The sequence below is a fragment of the Microbacterium helvum genome, assembly GCF_014779795.1.
Taxonomy (GTDB): domain Bacteria; phylum Actinomycetota; class Actinomycetes; order Actinomycetales; family Microbacteriaceae; genus Microbacterium; species Microbacterium helvum.
This window is the reverse complement of record NZ_JACXZS010000010.1, coordinates 168,457-183,511: the sequence shown is the minus strand read 5'-3', so window position 1 is coordinate 183,511 and position 15,055 is coordinate 168,457. Positions and strand designations below refer to the sequence as shown.

15 protein-coding genes and 1 tRNA gene are annotated in these 15,055 nt (G+C 71.0%); 10 read left to right on the top strand and 6 right to left on the bottom strand.

The window, feature by feature from the left end; all coding sequences use genetic code 11:
- Positions 1 to 34 precede the first annotated feature (34 nt).
- The 8 genes from IF188_RS15425 to IF188_RS15390 all read left to right on the top strand — a co-directional run bounded on the left by IF188_RS15425 (position 35) and on the right by IF188_RS15390 (position 8,238).
- The gene (locus IF188_RS15425; RefSeq protein ID WP_191172680.1) at positions 35 to 1,219 is read left to right on the top strand and encodes a glycoside hydrolase family 88 protein; all 1,185 of its coding nucleotides are present in this window, start codon (positions 35 to 37) and stop codon (positions 1,217 to 1,219) included.
- Positions 1,216 to 2,094: a fumarylacetoacetate hydrolase family protein gene (locus IF188_RS15420; protein ID WP_191172679.1), complete on the top strand. Its 879-nt coding sequence runs from the start codon at positions 1,216 to 1,218 to the stop codon at positions 2,092 to 2,094. The genes IF188_RS15425 and IF188_RS15420 overlap by 4 nt, the downstream gene beginning before the upstream one ends.
- On the top strand, positions 2,091 to 2,855 hold the full coding sequence (gene kduD, locus IF188_RS15415) for a 2-dehydro-3-deoxy-D-gluconate 5-dehydrogenase KduD (protein ID WP_224751937.1): 765 nt from the start codon (positions 2,091 to 2,093) through the stop codon (positions 2,853 to 2,855). The genes IF188_RS15420 and kduD overlap by 4 nt, the downstream gene beginning before the upstream one ends.
- A gap of 54 nt (positions 2,856 to 2,909) precedes the next feature.
- Complete coding sequence (gene kduI / locus IF188_RS15410; protein ID WP_318152900.1) at positions 2,910 to 3,758, top strand: 5-dehydro-4-deoxy-D-glucuronate isomerase; 849 nt, start codon at positions 2,910 to 2,912, stop codon at positions 3,756 to 3,758.
- A 26-nt stretch (positions 3,759 to 3,784) separates the two neighbouring features.
- Positions 3,785 to 4,675, top strand: a complete 891-nt coding sequence (locus IF188_RS15405; protein WP_191172678.1) for a sugar kinase — start codon at positions 3,785 to 3,787, stop codon at positions 4,673 to 4,675.
- 58 nt (positions 4,676 to 4,733) lie between these two features.
- Positions 4,734 to 5,363, top strand: a complete 630-nt coding sequence (locus tag IF188_RS15400) for a bifunctional 4-hydroxy-2-oxoglutarate aldolase/2-dehydro-3-deoxy-phosphogluconate aldolase (protein ID WP_191172677.1) — start codon at positions 4,734 to 4,736, stop codon at positions 5,361 to 5,363.
- The gene (locus IF188_RS15395) at positions 5,360 to 7,102 is read left to right on the top strand and encodes a glycoside hydrolase family 35 protein (RefSeq protein ID WP_191172676.1); all 1,743 of its coding nucleotides are present in this window, start codon (positions 5,360 to 5,362) and stop codon (positions 7,100 to 7,102) included. Before IF188_RS15400 ends, IF188_RS15395 begins: the two co-directional genes overlap by 4 nt.
- A gap of 236 nt (positions 7,103 to 7,338) precedes the next feature.
- On the top strand, positions 7,339 to 8,238 hold the full coding sequence (locus tag IF188_RS15390; protein ID WP_191172675.1) for a carbohydrate kinase family protein: 900 nt from the start codon (positions 7,339 to 7,341) through the stop codon (positions 8,236 to 8,238).
- A 160-nt stretch (positions 8,239 to 8,398) separates the two neighbouring features.
- On the opposite strand, the gene IF188_RS15385 is transcribed toward IF188_RS15390, so the two are convergent.
- The gene (locus IF188_RS15385; RefSeq protein WP_318152899.1) at positions 8,399 to 8,938 is read right to left on the bottom strand and encodes a GrpB family protein; all 540 of its coding nucleotides are present in this window, start codon (positions 8,936 to 8,938) and stop codon (positions 8,399 to 8,401) included.
- A 72-nt stretch (positions 8,939 to 9,010) separates the two neighbouring features.
- Positions 9,011 to 10,489 carry an HNH endonuclease signature motif containing protein gene (locus IF188_RS15380; RefSeq protein WP_191172673.1) on the bottom strand — a complete coding sequence of 493 codons (1,479 nt, stop codon included), beginning with the start codon at positions 10,487 to 10,489 and terminating at the stop codon, positions 9,011 to 9,013.
- 53 nt (positions 10,490 to 10,542) lie between these two features.
- Here IF188_RS15380 and IF188_RS15375 point away from each other — a divergent pair, with 53 nt between their 5' ends.
- Positions 10,543 to 11,112 carry a uridine kinase family protein gene (locus IF188_RS15375; protein WP_191172672.1) on the top strand — a complete coding sequence of 190 codons (570 nt, stop codon included), beginning with the start codon at positions 10,543 to 10,545 and terminating at the stop codon, positions 11,110 to 11,112.
- Between the two features lie 50 nt (positions 11,113 to 11,162).
- On the opposite strand, the gene IF188_RS20240 is transcribed toward IF188_RS15375, so the two are convergent.
- Positions 11,163 to 13,244, bottom strand: coding sequence for an acyltransferase (locus IF188_RS20240; RefSeq protein WP_224751936.1), 2,082 nt, complete (start codon positions 13,242 to 13,244; stop codon positions 11,163 to 11,165).
- Between the two features lie 113 nt (positions 13,245 to 13,357).
- Here IF188_RS20240 and IF188_RS15365 point away from each other — a divergent pair, with 113 nt between their 5' ends.
- On the top strand, positions 13,358 to 13,777 hold the full coding sequence (locus tag IF188_RS15365) for a hypothetical protein (RefSeq protein ID WP_191172671.1): 420 nt from the start codon (positions 13,358 to 13,360) through the stop codon (positions 13,775 to 13,777).
- A 41-nt stretch (positions 13,778 to 13,818) separates the two neighbouring features.
- Here the strand turns inward: IF188_RS15365 and IF188_RS15360 are convergent, their stop codons facing one another.
- The 3 genes from IF188_RS15360 to IF188_RS15350 all read right to left on the bottom strand — a co-directional run bounded on the left by IF188_RS15360 (position 13,819) and on the right by IF188_RS15350 (position 15,035).
- A complete protein-coding gene (locus tag IF188_RS15360; protein ID WP_191172670.1) occupies positions 13,819 to 14,190 on the bottom strand; it encodes an ArsR/SmtB family transcription factor in 372 nt (123 codons plus the stop codon).
- Positions 14,190 to 14,672, bottom strand: coding sequence for an SRPBCC domain-containing protein (locus IF188_RS15355; protein WP_191172669.1), 483 nt, complete (start codon positions 14,670 to 14,672; stop codon positions 14,190 to 14,192). Before IF188_RS15355 ends, IF188_RS15360 begins: the two co-directional genes overlap by 1 nt.
- Before the next feature lie 289 nt (positions 14,673 to 14,961).
- Positions 14,962 to 15,035, bottom strand: a tRNA-Gly gene (locus tag IF188_RS15350).
- Positions 15,036 to 15,055: the final 20 nt, after the last annotated feature.

Below are 15,055 nucleotides of genomic sequence, written 5' to 3'. Positions count from 1 at the left end.
TCCACTCCTCCTCCAACTCCGAAGGATTCCCTCCATGACGTCCACCTCGCCTGCTCCGGGCACGAAAGCCCCCCAGGTCGACGACGCCATCGCCGACGCCCTGTCGACGATCCGCCGCAACATCGCGAAGTTCGGCCCCGCGTACCCCGACGACACCACGGTCGACGACCGGTACGAGCAGCGTCCCGCGGAAGGCGGCATCCCGCTCGGCGGCAACCGCGGCTGGACCACGAGCTTCCGCACCGGCATGCTGTGGCTCGCGTGGGAGCTCACCGGCGCCGAGGACTACCGCGAGGCGGCCCTTGTCGACGTCGCCGACTTCGAGCGCCGCGTGCGTGCCGAAGAGGATCTCGACACCCACGACCTCGGCTTCCTGTACACGCTGTCGACCGTCGCCTCCTGGCGGCTGGGCGCGGACGAGGCGGCCCGCCAGGCGTCGCTGCTCGCGGCCGACCACCTGATGCGCCGCTTCCTGGAGCCCGCCGGCATCATCCAGGCGTGGGGCGATCTGTCGGACCCCGCGCAGCGCGGCCGCACCATCATCGACAGCCTCATGAACATGCCGCTGCTCACCTGGGCGGGCGAGCAGACCGGCGAGCCTCGCTTCGACGATGTCGTCCGCCGCCACACCGCACAGCTGCGCGAGCACATCCTGCGCGCGGACGACTCGACGTTCCACACGTTCTACTGGGATGCCGAGACCGGCGAGCCGCTGCGCGGCGGCACCGAGCAGGGCGCGGCCGACGAGTCGTGCTGGGCACGCGGCCAGGCGTGGGGCATCTATGGCTTCGCCATGAACTACGCCGTGACCGGCGACGAGCGCCTGCTGGAGGCATCCCGTCGCTGCGCGGAGTACTTCCTGCGGCACCTGCCCGCCGACGACGTGCCCTTCTGGGACCTCGTCTACACCGACGGCAGCGACGCGCCGCGCGACAGCTCGGCTGCCGCGATCGCGGTGTGCGGCCTGCTCGAGCTCGCCTCGGTGGAGGTGGATGCCGCACGTGCCGCCGAATGGACCGCCCGGGCCCACGCGATCCTGGCCTCGCTCATCGCGAACTACACGCCCGCCGCCGCAGAGGACTCGGACGCCCTCATCCTGCACTCCGTCTACGACCTGCCGAAGGGGAACGGCGTGGACGAGGGGACCCTCTGGGGCGACTACTTCTACCTCGAGGCGCTCATGCGGGTCGCGAACCCCGACTGGAAGAAGTACTGGTGAGACTCGTCACGTACGCCGGCGCGTCCGGGCCACGGCCCGGCGCCGTCGTCGGCGACCGGCTGCTCGACCTCGGCGGGTTCGCCGGATCGGTCGCCGCACTGCTGGCGGATGCCGTCGCCCCGGGCGCCGCGTCGGCCGCGGTGGCGGCATCCGATCCCGCTGCGCTCCCGGCGCTCGACGCGGGTGCGCTGCTCGCGCCGGTGACGCCGGGAAAGATCCTGTGCCTCGGGTACAACTACCGCGGACACGTGCCGGACGGCGTGGACCCCACCGCGAACGACCCCGAGTACCCGGACGTGTTCGTCAAGACCCCGAACACCCTCGCCGGCCCTGCCGATCCGGTGGTCATCCCGCCGGGTGCGACCGACGTGGACTACGAGGGCGAGGTCGCGGTCGTGATCGGCCGCCGCGCGCAGCGCGTGTCGCTGGAAGACGCCCTCGGTCACGTCGGCGGATACACGATCCTCAACGACGTGTCGGACCGCGCCTGGCAGCGGCGGCAGAGCCAGTGGGCGCTCGGCAAGTGCTCCGACGGGTTCGCACCGCTCGGACCCTGGATCGTCACCCCCGACGAGCTCGGCGACCCGGAGGACCTGCTGGTCGAGGTCGTGCGCGACGGCGTCGTGACGGTGTCGCAGTCGACCTCGACCACGATCTTCAGCGTCGCGTACGTCATCCACCACCTGAGCCAGGTGCTCACCCTCGAGCCGGGCGACATCGTCTCGACCGGCACCCCGCAGAAGCTCCCCGACGCGCAGGACGCGCACCGGCCGCTCGCCCCCGGCGACGCCGTGACCATCCGCATCTCGCGCATCGGCGAGCTCACCACCACCTTCGTCGCCGCACCCGACGCCAGCCAGGAGGCCACCGCATGATCCTCGACTCGTTCCGACTCGACGGCAAGGTGGCCCTCGTCACCGGCTCCAGCCGTGGGCTCGGTCAGGGCGCGGCCCTGGCCCTCGCCGAAGCCGGCGCCGACGTCGCGCTGCTGGACCGCGGCGACGCGTCGGCGACCGCCGCGCTCATCGAGCAGACCGGGCGACGCGTGCACCGCGTGCAGCGCGACCTGGTGTCGGCGACGCCCGACGAGCTGACCTCGGCTGTCGACGAGGTCATCGCCGAGCTCGGCGGGCTCGACATCCTCGTCAACAACGCCGGCACCATCCGCCGCTCCCCCGCCGTCGACTATCCCGCCTCGGACTGGGACGACGTCCTGTCGATCAACCTCGACGCCGTGTTCCACCTCTCGCAGTCCGCGGGTCGCCACATGCTCGCCCAGGGCGGCGGACGCATCATCAACGTCGCCTCGATGCTGTCGTTCCAGGGCGGCATCCTCGTCCCGGCCTACACCGCCTCCAAGCACGCCGTCGCCGGGCTCACCAAGGCGCTCGCGAACGAATGGGCCGCCGCCGGAGTCACCGTCAACGCGGTCGCGCCGGGCTACATGGCCACAGACAACACCGCACCGCTGCGCGCCGACGAGGACCGCGCGGCCTCGATCCTCTCGCGCATCCCGGCCGGCCGCTGGGGCGACGCGTCCGACCTGCAGGGCGTCTTCGTCTTCCTCGCGTCCGACGCCGCCGCCTACGTCACCGGGGCCGTGATCCCCGTCGACGGCGGCTGGCTGGTCCGCTAGGCCGCCGGCATCCACTCACCCGAACCGAACACACGCAGAACCAGGAGAGAACTCGTGACCGAGCAGCACATCCCGCAGCGCTACGCGACCAACCCCGCCCAGATCCCGGGCATGACCACGCAGGACCTGCGCGACACCTACCTGATCCCCGACGTGTTCGTGCCGGGCGAGATCCGCCTGACCTACACCCACCACGACCGCATCGTGCTGGGTGGTGCCGTGCCCGCCGGTGGCGTGCTCGAGCTCGGCGGCTACCCCGAGATCCGCAGCGACTACTTCCTCGAGCACCGCGAGGTCGGCATCGTCAACGTCGGCGGCACCGGCACGGTCACCGCCGACGGCGAGGTCTACACGCTCGTCAAGGGCGCATGCCTGTACCTGGGTCGCGGCATCCGTTCCGTCGCATTCGCGGACGCCGCCGACGGTGAGACCGGTGCGCAGTTCTACCTGTTCTCGGCGCCGGCGCACACCGCGTACCCGGCCGCGCTCGTCTCTCCCGGCGAGGGCACCGTGCGCGAGCTCGGCGACCAGGTCACCTCGAACCGCCGCACGCTCAACCAGTACATCCACGAGAACGGCGTGCGCTCGTGCCAGATCGTGATGGGCGTGACCCAGCTGCACCCCGGCTCGATGTGGAACACCATGCCGGCGCACACGCACGATCGCCGCACCGAGTGCTACCTGTACTTCGACCTTCCCGAGGACGCCCGCGTCATCCACCTCATGGGCGAGCGCGAAGAGACCCGTCACCTCGTGATCGCCGACCGCCAGGCCGTCATCTCGCCCTCGTGGTCGCTGCACTCGGGCGTCGGCACCTCGGCGTACACGTTCATCTGGGCGATGGCCGGCGAGAACCAGGCCTTCGACGACATGGACGCCGCCCCCGTCACCGACCTCCGGTGACCGGGCCGGCTGGATACGCTGGGTCGATGCCCCGCACTCTGCTCGCCATCGGCGAGACGATGGCCATGGTCGCGCCCGTCATCGCGGCACCCGTCGCCGACGCCGAGGACTTCCTGCTGGATGCCGGCGGTGCCGAGTCGAACGTCGCCGCACATGCCGCCGCGCTCGGTCATCGGGCGGTGTGGTTCAGCCGTCTCGGTGACGACGCGCTCGGCCGCCGCATCGCGCGGCAGCTCGCCGCGCGCGGCGTGGACGTGTCGCGTGTCGTCTACGACGGCACCCGCCGCACGGGCCTGTACGTGAAGGACCCGGGCAACGGCGTGCTCTACTACCGTGACCGGTCCGCCGCGTCGGCATTGTGCGAGCTCGATGCGGACTCGGTGGCCTTCGACGGCGTCGACCTGCTGCACGTGTCGGGCATCACCGCCGCGATCTCTTCGACCGCGCGGGCGTTCCTCGTCAGGGTGATCGCCCGGGCGCGAGAGCAGGGCGTGCGAGTGTCGTTCGACGTCAACCACCGCGCTCCCCTGTGGGATGCCGCCACCGCCGCCCCTGTGCTGCTCGAGCTCGCCCGCAGCGCTGACATCGTGCTCGTCGGTCGCGACGAGGCCGAGACGCTGTGGGGCACCGTCGAAGCCGGGGACGTGCGGGCGCTGCTGCCGGACGTCGACGAGCTCGTCGTCAAGGACGGCTCGACCGGCGCCACCGTGTACACCGACGGAGAGGTCGTCTTCGAACCGGCGCTGGTCGTCGAGGTCGTCGAGGCCGTGGGCGCCGGCGACGCCTTCGCCGGCGGCTACCTCGCCGGTCGCCTCTCGGGCGACTCGCTCGCCGACAGCCTGCGCGCCGGCCACGCCCGCGCCGCACGCACCCTGCAGACCACGACGGACTCGATCGACGAGCCGTCCGCACACTGACCGGCATGCCGCCCGTGGTGGCGCATGCCGGATCTTCGCCGTCATGAGAGGAAGACCGATGACCGACACCACCGCCGACTGGTTCGAGAGCGCCTTCGCGGGCGCACCGCTGATGGCGATCCTGCGCGGAATGGGCGTGGAACGCTCCGTGCGGCTGTCGCAGACGGCGTGGGACCTCGGGATCGACTCTGTCGAGGTGCCGCTGCAGACCGACGAGGACGAGCAGGCGCTGCGCGCGGTCGTGGCCGCAGCCGATGAGCGCGGCAAGATCGTCGGCGCCGGCACGATCATCACGCCCGCGCAGGTCGCGCAGGCCGCCGACGCCGGCGCGAAGTATCTCGTCTCGCCGGGCCTGGACCCGGTGGTGGTCCGCGCGGCACAGGCCGCCGGCATCCCGATCCTTCCCGGCGTCGCGACGCCGAGCGAGGTGCAGCTGGCGGTGTCGCTCGGGCTGACCTGGCTCAAGGCGTTCCCCGCCACGTGGCTCGGCAGCGGCTGGTTCACGCACATCCGCGGCCCCTTCCCGCAGGTGCGGTTCGTCGCCACCGGCGGCCTCGACGCGTCGAACGTCGAGGAGTATCTCGCGGCCGGCGTGCGAGTCGCCGCCGTCGGTTCGGCGCTCGAAGACGCATCGCAGCTGGAGCGACTCGCCGCGGTGCTGCAGGCACGCCAGGGCGCAGCGCAGTGACCGACTCCCCCGCACCGCGCTCGTTCGCGATCGGTGAGACCGACTTCCTGCTCGACGGCGAGCCGTTCCGGGTCCTGTCAGGTGCACTGCACTACTTCCGCGTCCATCCCGGGCAGTGGGCGGATCGCATCCGCAAAGCACGGCTCATGGGCCTCAACACCATCGAGACATATGTCGCGTGGAACGCCCACGAGCCCGTCCGCGGCGAGTGGGACGCGACCGGCTGGAACGACCTCGGTGCCTTCCTCGACCTCGTCGCCGCTGAAGGGATGCATGCCATCGTGCGCCCGGGGCCCTACATATGCGCGGAATGGCATAACGGAGGTCTGCCGGTGTGGCTGACCGGGATGCCGGGCATCGGACTCCGTCGTTCCGAGCCGGCGTACCTCGCCGAGGTCACGACGTACCTGCAGCGCGTCTACGACATCGTCGCGCCGCGCCAGATCGACCGCGGCGGTCCGGTCGTGCTCGTGCAGATCGAGAACGAGTACGGCGCGTATGGCTCCGACACCGCCTACCTCGAGCACCTCGTGCGGGTGACGAGGGATGCCGGCATCACCGTGCCGCTGACCACGATCGATCAGCCCACCGACCAGATGCTCAGCGACGGACGCGTCGAGGGTGCGCACCTGACGGGCTCGTTCGGCTCCCGCGCGCCGGAACGGCTGGCGACGCTGCGCCGCCACCAGCCCACGGGGCCGCTCATGTGCGCCGAGTTCTGGGACGGCTGGTTCGACTGGTGGGGCGCCGCGCACCACACCACGTCGGCCGCTGACTCCGCGGCCGAACTCGACGCACTGCTGGCGGCCGGGGCATCGGTGAACTTCTACATGTTCCATGGCGGCACCAACTTCGGCCTGACCAACGGTGCGAACCACAAGGGTCGCTACCTGCCGATCGTCACGTCGTACGACTACGACGCGCCGCTCGACGAAGCCGGCCGGCCGACTGACAAGTTCTTCGCCTTCCGCGACGTGATCGCGAAGTACGCCCCGGTGCCCGACGAGGTTCCGGCCGCCGGCGATCCGGCTCCTGTGTTCCAGGTCGAGGTGCGGGCGGTCGAGGTCGCGGTCGCGGCATCCCCTGCACGTCATGACATGCCGCCGACCTTCGAACAGCTCGAGCACCTCAGCGCGCTCGTGGCATACGAGACCGATCTGCCGGCCGCGGGCGTGCTGCGCTTCGGCGAGGTGCGCGACCACGCCTGGGTGTCGGTCGACGGCGCCGCGGTCGGCACGCTGTCGCGCACGCGCGGCGAGGATGCGATCGTCGTCCCGGCCGGGCGGTTGCGCGTGCTGGTCGAAGAGCAGGGCCGCGTCAACTACGACGTGCGGCTCGGCGAGGTGAAAGGCCTGGTCGGAGGAGTATTTCTCGACGGTGCGCCGCTCGCGGGATGGACAGCGACGCCTCTCGATGTGGCCGCGCTGGGACGCGACGCGGCCATGGCGCCGACCGGGGGGTCCGCCGACATCGGGCCGTTCGTGCTGCGCGGCTCGTTCGACCTCGACGAGGTGACCGATCTGTTCCTCGACACCGGCGGATGGGGCAAGGGGTACGCGATCGTCAACGGCTTCGTGCTCGGACGCTACTGGTCGAACGGGCCACAGCGCACGCTGTACGTGCCCGCCGCGGCGCTGCGCGCCGGTGAGAACACGCTCGTGGTCATCGAACTCGACCGCGTCGTCGAGCCGGTCGTCCGTTTCGTCGCCGCGCCCGAGCTGGGCCCGCGCGAGGAGTAGACCGCCGCGAGGTCAGAGATCGGAGTAGTCGTTCGCGGGGGCGGTGATCGCCGTGACGACCCCGTCCACCGTGGTGATGTCGACGTACGCCTGCCCGAGCTCGCCCGGTCGACTCTCGCTTCACGAGGTCACACCTAAGCCCGTCACGACCACGGCAGACATCACGATCCTGCATCAGGCACGTCAGCTCCTGCAAGCGCTTACACAAGCGATGGAAAACCTGGTTAACTGAGCGGATGCCGTCCGCATCTGTCTCTGCCCAGCCGCACACGGCCCGGGTCGCCGTGTGCGGCCCGGCCTCGTGGAACCATCTGATCGTGCTCGACCGACTGCCCGAACCGGTGCCGCACATGCAGTTCGCGCTCGGCGACCAGCACACCCTCGGCGGCACGTCAGCGGGCAAGGTGCTGCACCTCGCAGACCTCGGTGTCGACGTGGCGCTGCACGCCTTGATCGGCGAGGACGAGGAGGGTGAGCAGGTCGCTCGCACGTTGGCCACCGGGAATGTTCCGCTACAGGCATACGACTCGCAGCGCACGGAGCGGCACGCAAACCTCATGACGCACGCGGGGGAGCGGGTGAGCCTCTATCTGTCGACGCCGTCGTCGCCGACGGCGTCGGACCTCGACCGCATCGAGACCGCGCTCGACCGGTCGGAGATCGCCGTGGTCGACCTGAGCGAGATGGGTGCGGCGCTCGTGGAGCGCCGGCAGGCAGGAGCAGTCGGGACGCCGATCTGGACCGACCTGCACGATTACGACGGAGCGTCGGCGTTCCACGAGCCGTTCCTGCGTGCGGCCGATGTCGTGTTCATGAACGACGACGGCACCGATGACCCGTGGGCGCTCATGCAGAGCTGTCTCGACCGAGGTCCGCGGCTCGCGGTGTGCACGCTGGGTGCGCAGGGAGCGATCGCGTTGTCGGCGGCGGGGGAGCGGTCCGAGGTGCCTGCCGTCCCGGTCGAGGTGGTCGACACGAACGGCGCGGGCGACGCCTTCTTCGCCGGCTTCCTCGCGGCGTCGCTCGCCGGCGTCGACCTGACCGGCTGCCTCGCCGCCGGCGCCCGCCAGGCGACGGTCGCCCTCGTGAGCGAGCACCTGCACCCCGTGATCGCATCCGCCGCTCCCGCTCGTTGAGCGAGCCCAACCCCCTGACAGCTCCGCGCAGCGTCGTCGGATGACTGCGCCCGCCACGCGGCTTACGACGTTTCGTCTCGCTCCGCTCGCTCAACGACCAGAACCTCCTCACCGGCGCTCCTCGCTCCATGACCGACTCCCTAGGTCGCCACCGCCCCTGTCAGGCCCCGGTGTTCAACCGGAAGATCGCATCCTTCTCGTCCTCGGTGAGGTCGGACTCGGCCAGCACGTCCTGCAGCACGGGCGACTTGCCGGCGAGATACGCGTCGATGTCAAGCTCGGGATCCTGCGCGAGCGCGGTCTTGACCGCTGCGTAGCGGTCCCGCAGGTCGGGTCGTCGGCGCAGGATGTCGCGCACCGCGAGATGATTGCGCACGTGCAGGGTGCCCGCGACGCACACGTACACGTTGCGGCGCGGGGTGTCCGGCTCAGCCATGGACTCGCGGTCGGTGACGCCCAGATCGCCCCGGTGCGTGTATCCCGCCCTGACGAGTGCCGCGATGGCCGCCCTGACGTCTTCACGCTCCACGATCACGTCGATGTCGATGACGGGCTTCGCCGCGAGGCCGGGCACCGACGTCGAGCCGACGTGCTCGACCGCCACGACCGGAACCCCGCGCAGCGCCCGCGTCAGGTCGTCGGCGACGCCGGCGAACAGCTTCGGCCACTCGGGGGAGTACGGGACGACGGTTATGGCCACGCCCGTAAGCATCTCATCGCCACATCCACGGAGAGCCTATCCACGGAGCACGCACGTCGCCCGTGCGCCCGCTCACGCCGCCTCGAATCGACGGGGTGATCTCGACACGAGTCGCCTCGGCTCATCGACCTCACCCGTGAGCGGACCCGGTGGAGGATAGAGCCAATAGCTGTCGGCACCCGTCGCGGGATCTCTCGACCGGCCGACGCGCCAGCGCTGATTGTGCAGGCGCAGATGGCAGTTGCGGCACAGTGGAATGCCGTCGTCGACGTCGGTCCGACCGTGGTCCTCCCACCAATGGTCGAGGTGGTGGTATTCGCACTGCGAGATCGGCGCGGTGCACGACGGCCACATGCAGCCCCCATCGCGCGCCGCGATGGCGATGCGCTGCTTTCGAGAGAACAACCGCAGCTTGCGTCCGACGTCGAGGGGCCGTTCATCGGTGCCCCACAGGACGGGGATGGCCCCGGAATCGCACAATCGCGCCTCGACGACTCCAGGGGCGACGGCGAGACCGCCGTCTTCGAGATGGCCGACGCCCGTCACCGTCATCCCGCCCCGTTCGGCCGCGCCCGCGATGGCGGAGGCTTCGACGATGATGCGAACACCCGGCTGACGATCACCGAACGCCTGGTGCGGATCGGCCGCTGCGCCGGTCCGCAGCACCGCGAGAACCGTGTCGTACTGGAGCTGCTCGTTCGTGCGTTCATCGGAATCGATCGGGCGTGTCTGATCGGCGGCATCCGCCCCGACGAAACGTGGCCCGCGGCGAGGCCGCAGCGCTGCTTGCAGCAGTGCGTCGACCCAGGCGCCTGCTTCGTCGTCGAACACGAAGTGCCCGTGACGCTGCCCCTGCGCATCGGTCCAGGTGCGGAAGGACCGCGCGGCGAACCGCTCCTCGAACCGCAGCGTCACACCCACGGGATCGAGGCGGTCGCGTGCGACACGGGCTTGATTGCGAAGCTCTTCGACAGGCTGCGTCGTGGCCTCTTCGAGCAGCAGCACCACTGCCCGTGCCCACGCCTGGGGCAGGAAATCCGGATCGAGCTGGGGATACCGCTCGACAGGTGGATCGCCCAGACCCGCGCGGATGGCCTGGAACTGCGCCTGCGACAGCTCCCCGTCCGCGAGCGCGCGCCGCAGCAGCTGCAGCCACTCGGCGACGGCCGGCGCCAGTCCGGGTGCGGCATGCCCTTCCGCCGCGGTCGGGAGGACAGGGAAGAGCTCGGCTCCCGTGTCGACGGCACGGGTCACGTCGGCGCGGCCGAGGCCCGTGATCTGCTGCACAAGTGCGGTTCCGGTGCGCAGTCCCTTGCGCTGCGCGAGCCCCCGATAACCGAGCTCGCGCGCCGACCGCCGCGACACCTCGGATGACGCCGCCGCCACGATCAGCTCGAGCGCCTTGCGGGTGTCCGCCGCGTCAGCGAGCAGTCTCAGCAGGTCGTCATCGTCGAGGTCTGCGACGCCGGCAGCAGGAATCAGGCGCGCCGCGACGCGCGCCGCGGCATCGGTCAGCCGCGCTGCGGGTGACTCCGGCGCCGAGAAGTTCATAGAACAAAGATGCGGAGGGCCTCCGACATTCCACGCGGCGCTAGCGTGGGCGGATGGATCTGGACGCCCTCACCCTGGTCGCAGAGAAGACGGCGGCTGAGGCATCCCATCCCATCGTCGTCGGGGTGTCGGGCTTCGCCGGCGCAGGAAAGTCGACGCTCGCCCGCGCACTGGTCGCGCGGCTCGACGGTGCCGTGCGGATGCGGGGCGACGACTTCCTCGATCCGACGCGGTCGCATCGGCGGTCCTCGGACTGGGACGGCGTCGAACGCGAGCGCCTGGTCGCCGAGGTGCTCGCGCCGTTCCGGTCCGGCCGGCCGGGGGAGTTCCGGCGGTACGACTGGGCGATGCGCGCCCTCGGCCCTCTCGAGCCGGTGCCCGCCGGTCGCATCCTCGTGGTCGATCAGATCGGGCTGTTCCATCCGGATGCACTGCACGCCCTCGATCTCGCGGTGTGGTGCGATGTCGACCCGGCGACCGCTCAGCGTCGGGGAATGGCTCGGGATGCCGCACTCGGCCGCCCTCATGTCTCACTGTGGAACGAAGTCTGGGTTCCCAACGACCGCGACTTCGCGGCACGCTTCTCGCCGCGCGAGCGCGCGGACGTGCTGTTCACGCCGTAGGGTCGCGGCCGGCGGTCGAGGTATCCGTCACTCCACCTCAGCGAACGCGGCTACGGCAGCGTGAGTGCGGGCTCGGGGCGGTGCACGCCGCGCGGGCGGTAGCCGAGTGCGTCCGAGACGCCGGCGAGGTCGGCGAGGTACCAGACGATGGCGAGCCACATCTCGGTGCCCTGCAGGCCGGGCTCGGTCTCGGCGAGGCCGCGGGCGGCGGGCGAGGGCTCGCGAAAAGAGAAGCCGGCACCCGGCGCCCAGGTCTGCAGCGCGTCCGACAGCAGCCGGGCGGCGAGGTCGCGCACCTCGTCGCCGCGGTACCCGGTGCCGCGCGTGAGCCAGAGCGGGTGGGCGACGTCCAGCACGTTGCACGCGCTGCGCGCGCCGGGCGCGAACCACCGCGGAGTTCGCGCGTGGCGCAGCACGGTGTCGATGATGCGCTCGGGGCGGGGCAGAGGCACGCCGAACTGCGCGAACGTGCCGCGCGAGGCGCGGTAGAAGCCGTTGACGACCGGCAGCAGGTCGCCGTCCGGCGCGGGTGCGCCCCACATGCCGGTGTGCGGGTCGGTGTGCAGCAGCAGCCACCCGAACAGCGCTTCCTCCACACCCGGCGCGATCGCGTGGCCGGCACGCCGTGTCCACAGGATCGCCGTGCCGAAGCCGTCCACGTGGTGTCCGGCGCCCCACGTGTCGGTAGCCCACGGCAGACTCTCGCAGAACGCGACCGCCCGCTCGGGAGTGGCCGCCGTCACCCATGTGAGAGGAGCCGGGAACGACGAGCCCAGCAGATCCAGCGCGTACCCGACGCTCAGCACGTGGTACGCCACATCGGGGTGCGAGTACCCGAGCCCCTCCTGGGCTCGACCGTCCGCGTCAAGCGGTGCGACGGCACCGGTCGTGGCGTCCTGCCACTCCTTCAGCCGACGGATCTGCGCGGCCGCCGACGCCTGCGTGGGCGCCGTGCCGAGCAGCAGGTCGGCGATCTCGATCGCGTCGCACTGCGCGCGCACCGTGGGCGCCGCGCCCGGCCGGTCGGCGAAGAGGTCGAGGTCTTCGCGCCACGCGCGTTCAAGGACGGTGGATGCTTCACCCCGCACCCGCGCGGCGAACGAGGCGACGCGCTCGCCGAGGCCGTCGTACGCGTCGGGCGTCGTCAGAGCCGCGCCGGTGGCCAGGGTGAAGGCAGTCGACGGAGCGGGGGTGCGGTCGAGGACCGGTTCGGGCGCGGCGGAGATCGTGCCGGCAACGACGTCCGCGGGCGCGGTCGGGCTTTCGTCCGCAGTCGGGGCGGTCTCGGGGTCGGAGTCCGCCTCGTCGACGACGGTGTCGCGCCCGCCATCGGGTGCGTAGGGCGAGGCCGTTCCGTGCCCTGTGTCGCCGGTGACGACGGGGGAGTCGGGGTCGACGTCGGAGTCCTCGTCGACGGCCGCCAGCGCGCGCCCCGGGTGCCTCCCGGCGAGGGCGGGCATGAGGCCGAGGGCCGGAGCATCCACCTCTTCAGGTTCAGGTGCGACGGCTTCTTGCTCTGCCCGGGCAGCGGCGTCTGCGGCAGCGGCGGGGTCGATGCCGGTGTCGTCGGGCTCGACGCGCCAGCGGATGAACCGGGCGGGGTTGCCCCCGACCACCGCGCCTTCGGGCACATCCTTCGTGACGACGGCGCTCGCCGCGAGCACCGAGTGCGATCCGACGCGCACGCCGTCGAGGATCACCACGTGCGAGCCGATCCACACGTCCTCGCCGATCACGATGCCCTTCGAGGTGAGCGGCTGGCGGAAGACGGGGGTGCCAGACTCCATCGAGTGGTTGAACCCGAGGATCGAGGTGTGCGCACCGATGCGCACGGCGTCGCCCATCGTGACCTTGCCGCGGATGACGGTGTACGGGTTGATGCTGCAGTCCGCGCCGGTGACGAGATCGCCGGTCAGATACGCGCCGGCCGCGACGTAGGTGCGGTCGCCGAGTCGGAGCGCGTCGTTGTCGATCGACGCGAGCCCCGAGATGAAGCACTCGTCGCCGAGCTCATGGTCGGAGCGCCCCTCGGTCAGCGTGCGCTGCAGCGCGAGCTGCGCCTCGCGGTCGTCGACGGAGGCTTCGCGCCAGAAGTCCCAGGGCGAGTATTCGTGGGCGGCGATGGCGGGCATATGTCCCAGTATGGTTCGGCCCGGCCGCCGTGCAGCGGGTGGATCCCCGGCGTGGGCGGGAATCGGCGCCGTGTCGCCCGCTGACGAACCGCGCCGGGTGGTAGGTTCGGCGCGTGGCATCCTCCCCGCGATTCGAGTCCCTGTTCGGCGAGTGGAACGGCGAGGAGGAACTCTTCGCGACCGCGTGGACGGCGGCCGGGGCTGCGCAGGGCTCGATCGTCGTGAGACCAGGGCCCGACGGCATCCATTTCGACTACGTCGAGGTCCGTGACGGCGGGCGGCTCGACGCGCACGGTGTCGTCGCGGGCGCGGGATTCTGGTGGTTCGACTCCTACGGCTTCGTGCCGCAGGCTCCCGGTTCAGCAGCGTGGGACGGCGACACTCTCGTCCTCGACCGCAGCTCAGACCGCGGCCGCACGGTGATGCGCCTCCGCCGCGACGGGGAGGGCCTCGCCGTCGAGCTCGACACCGCCGTGCCCGCTGACGCGGACCTTGCGCCGCTGGTGCGCGGCACGTACACCCGGGTCGGCTGACCGCCGACGCCTCAGGCCGGCGCGCGGTCAGGGTGCGGAGTTCATGCCTCATCGGCGCGCTGAGGAAGAGCCTGGTCGGCGTCCCGCTCCTTCTGAACGCTCTCGGCGATGGCCTTGATCCGGTGCAGTCGCCGGTCCCACGCCTGCCCGACGGCCGAGAGCTGGTCGACGGCCCGCGCGAACTGCTCAGGATCCACTCCGAACCTCACCTCCCTGCTCGACGCCGTGGCGACGACGAGCCCCGCCCGCTCCAGTACCGCCAGCTGCTTGGCGACGGCCTGGCGCGAGACGGGCAGCTCGCGGCTGAGCCCGCTCGCCGTGCCCGGCCCGTTCGAGAGGAGCAGGTCGAGCAGACGTCGGCGCGTGGGGTCGCCGATCGCGGTCCAGAGCTCGTCGTCGATCTCGGCGGGCATCAGCCGTCGACCCGTTCGACCACCGCCGGCGCGTAGCGCGCGAGATCCGCGAGGTGACGCATCCACCCGTCGACGTGCTCGAGGTAGTACGCCTCGAGCTTCGCGGCCTCCCACCCCTGCTCGCGCATGCCCTCTTCGGTGACCGTCAGTCGGGTGCCGCCGCTGTCCGGCACCAGCGAGAACGTCACGAGCATCGAGTTCTCCGGCGTGGGCGTCTCACCGCGCGGATAGATCCACCGGAACGAGAACCGCTCGCCCGGCACGGCTTCGACGACGGTCAGCGTGACCTCGGTCGGCCGCGTCGTCGCCCGATCGCCCCACGCGAGGTAGCCCGAACCGCCCGGCACCGGCTGGTAGACCGCCTCGTCGGTCCACCATCGGTTGAGGTGCTCGGGCCGGCTCACCACGTCGTACACGACCTCGGGCGAGGCGGCGATGAAGATCGACTGCTCGATGCTTCCGTACTCGTTCGGATTGCTCATCTCTCGACTCCCATCTGCAATGAGTGGTTGCAGGTTAGCGCGCCTTCACTCAATGCGCAACCATTGATTGCGGGTCGACGTTGGCGCGGCATCGGTTCGCGTGGCGTGGATGGTCGCTTCGGGGGGTGGGATGCCGCAACCTGCGCCACCCGAACCGAGGGGGCCGCGCTCAGCGACGATTCGGGTGGCGTGAATAGTCGTGTCGGGCGAGTGGATGCCGCCACCTGCGCCACCTGAAGCGCGAGCCCGGCCCGCACACGAAGAAACCCCCTCAGGGAGGGGGTTTCTGTGGAGGGGCTGACGGGAATCGAACCCGCGCTGTCTGCTTGGGAAGCAGAAGTTCTGCCATTGAACTACAGCCCCGATGCGCACTGAACGGCATG

Bases quoted from the DNA above. Each gene is read 5' to 3' on its own strand.
- IF188_RS15425 (WP_191172680.1), top strand. From the start codon at position 35: ATGACGTCCACCTCGCCTGCTCCGGGCACGAAAGCCCCCCAGGTCGAC.
- kduD (WP_224751937.1), top strand. From the start codon at position 2,091: ATGATCCTCGACTCGTTCCGACTCGACGGCAAGGTGGCCCTCGTCACC.
- IF188_RS15405 (WP_191172678.1), top strand. From the start codon at position 3,785: ATGCCCCGCACTCTGCTCGCCATCGGCGAGACGATGGCCATGGTCGCG.
- IF188_RS15400 (WP_191172677.1), top strand. From the start codon at position 4,734: ATGACCGACACCACCGCCGACTGGTTCGAGAGCGCCTTCGCGGGCGCA.
- IF188_RS15390 (WP_191172675.1), top strand. From the start codon at position 7,339: ATGCCGTCCGCATCTGTCTCTGCCCAGCCGCACACGGCCCGGGTCGCC.
- IF188_RS15380 (WP_191172673.1), bottom strand. From the start codon at position 10,489: ATGAACTTCTCGGCGCCGGAGTCACCCGCAGCGCGGCTGACCGATGCC.
- IF188_RS15375 (WP_191172672.1), top strand. From the start codon at position 10,543: ATGGATCTGGACGCCCTCACCCTGGTCGCAGAGAAGACGGCGGCTGAG.
- IF188_RS20240 (WP_224751936.1), bottom strand. From the start codon at position 13,244: ATGCCCGCCATCGCCGCCCACGAATACTCGCCCTGGGACTTCTGGCGC.
- IF188_RS15360 (WP_191172670.1), bottom strand. From the start codon at position 14,190: ATGCCCGCCGAGATCGACGACGAGCTCTGGACCGCGATCGGCGACCCC.
- IF188_RS15355 (WP_191172669.1), bottom strand. From the start codon at position 14,672: ATGAGCAATCCGAACGAGTACGGAAGCATCGAGCAGTCGATCTTCATC.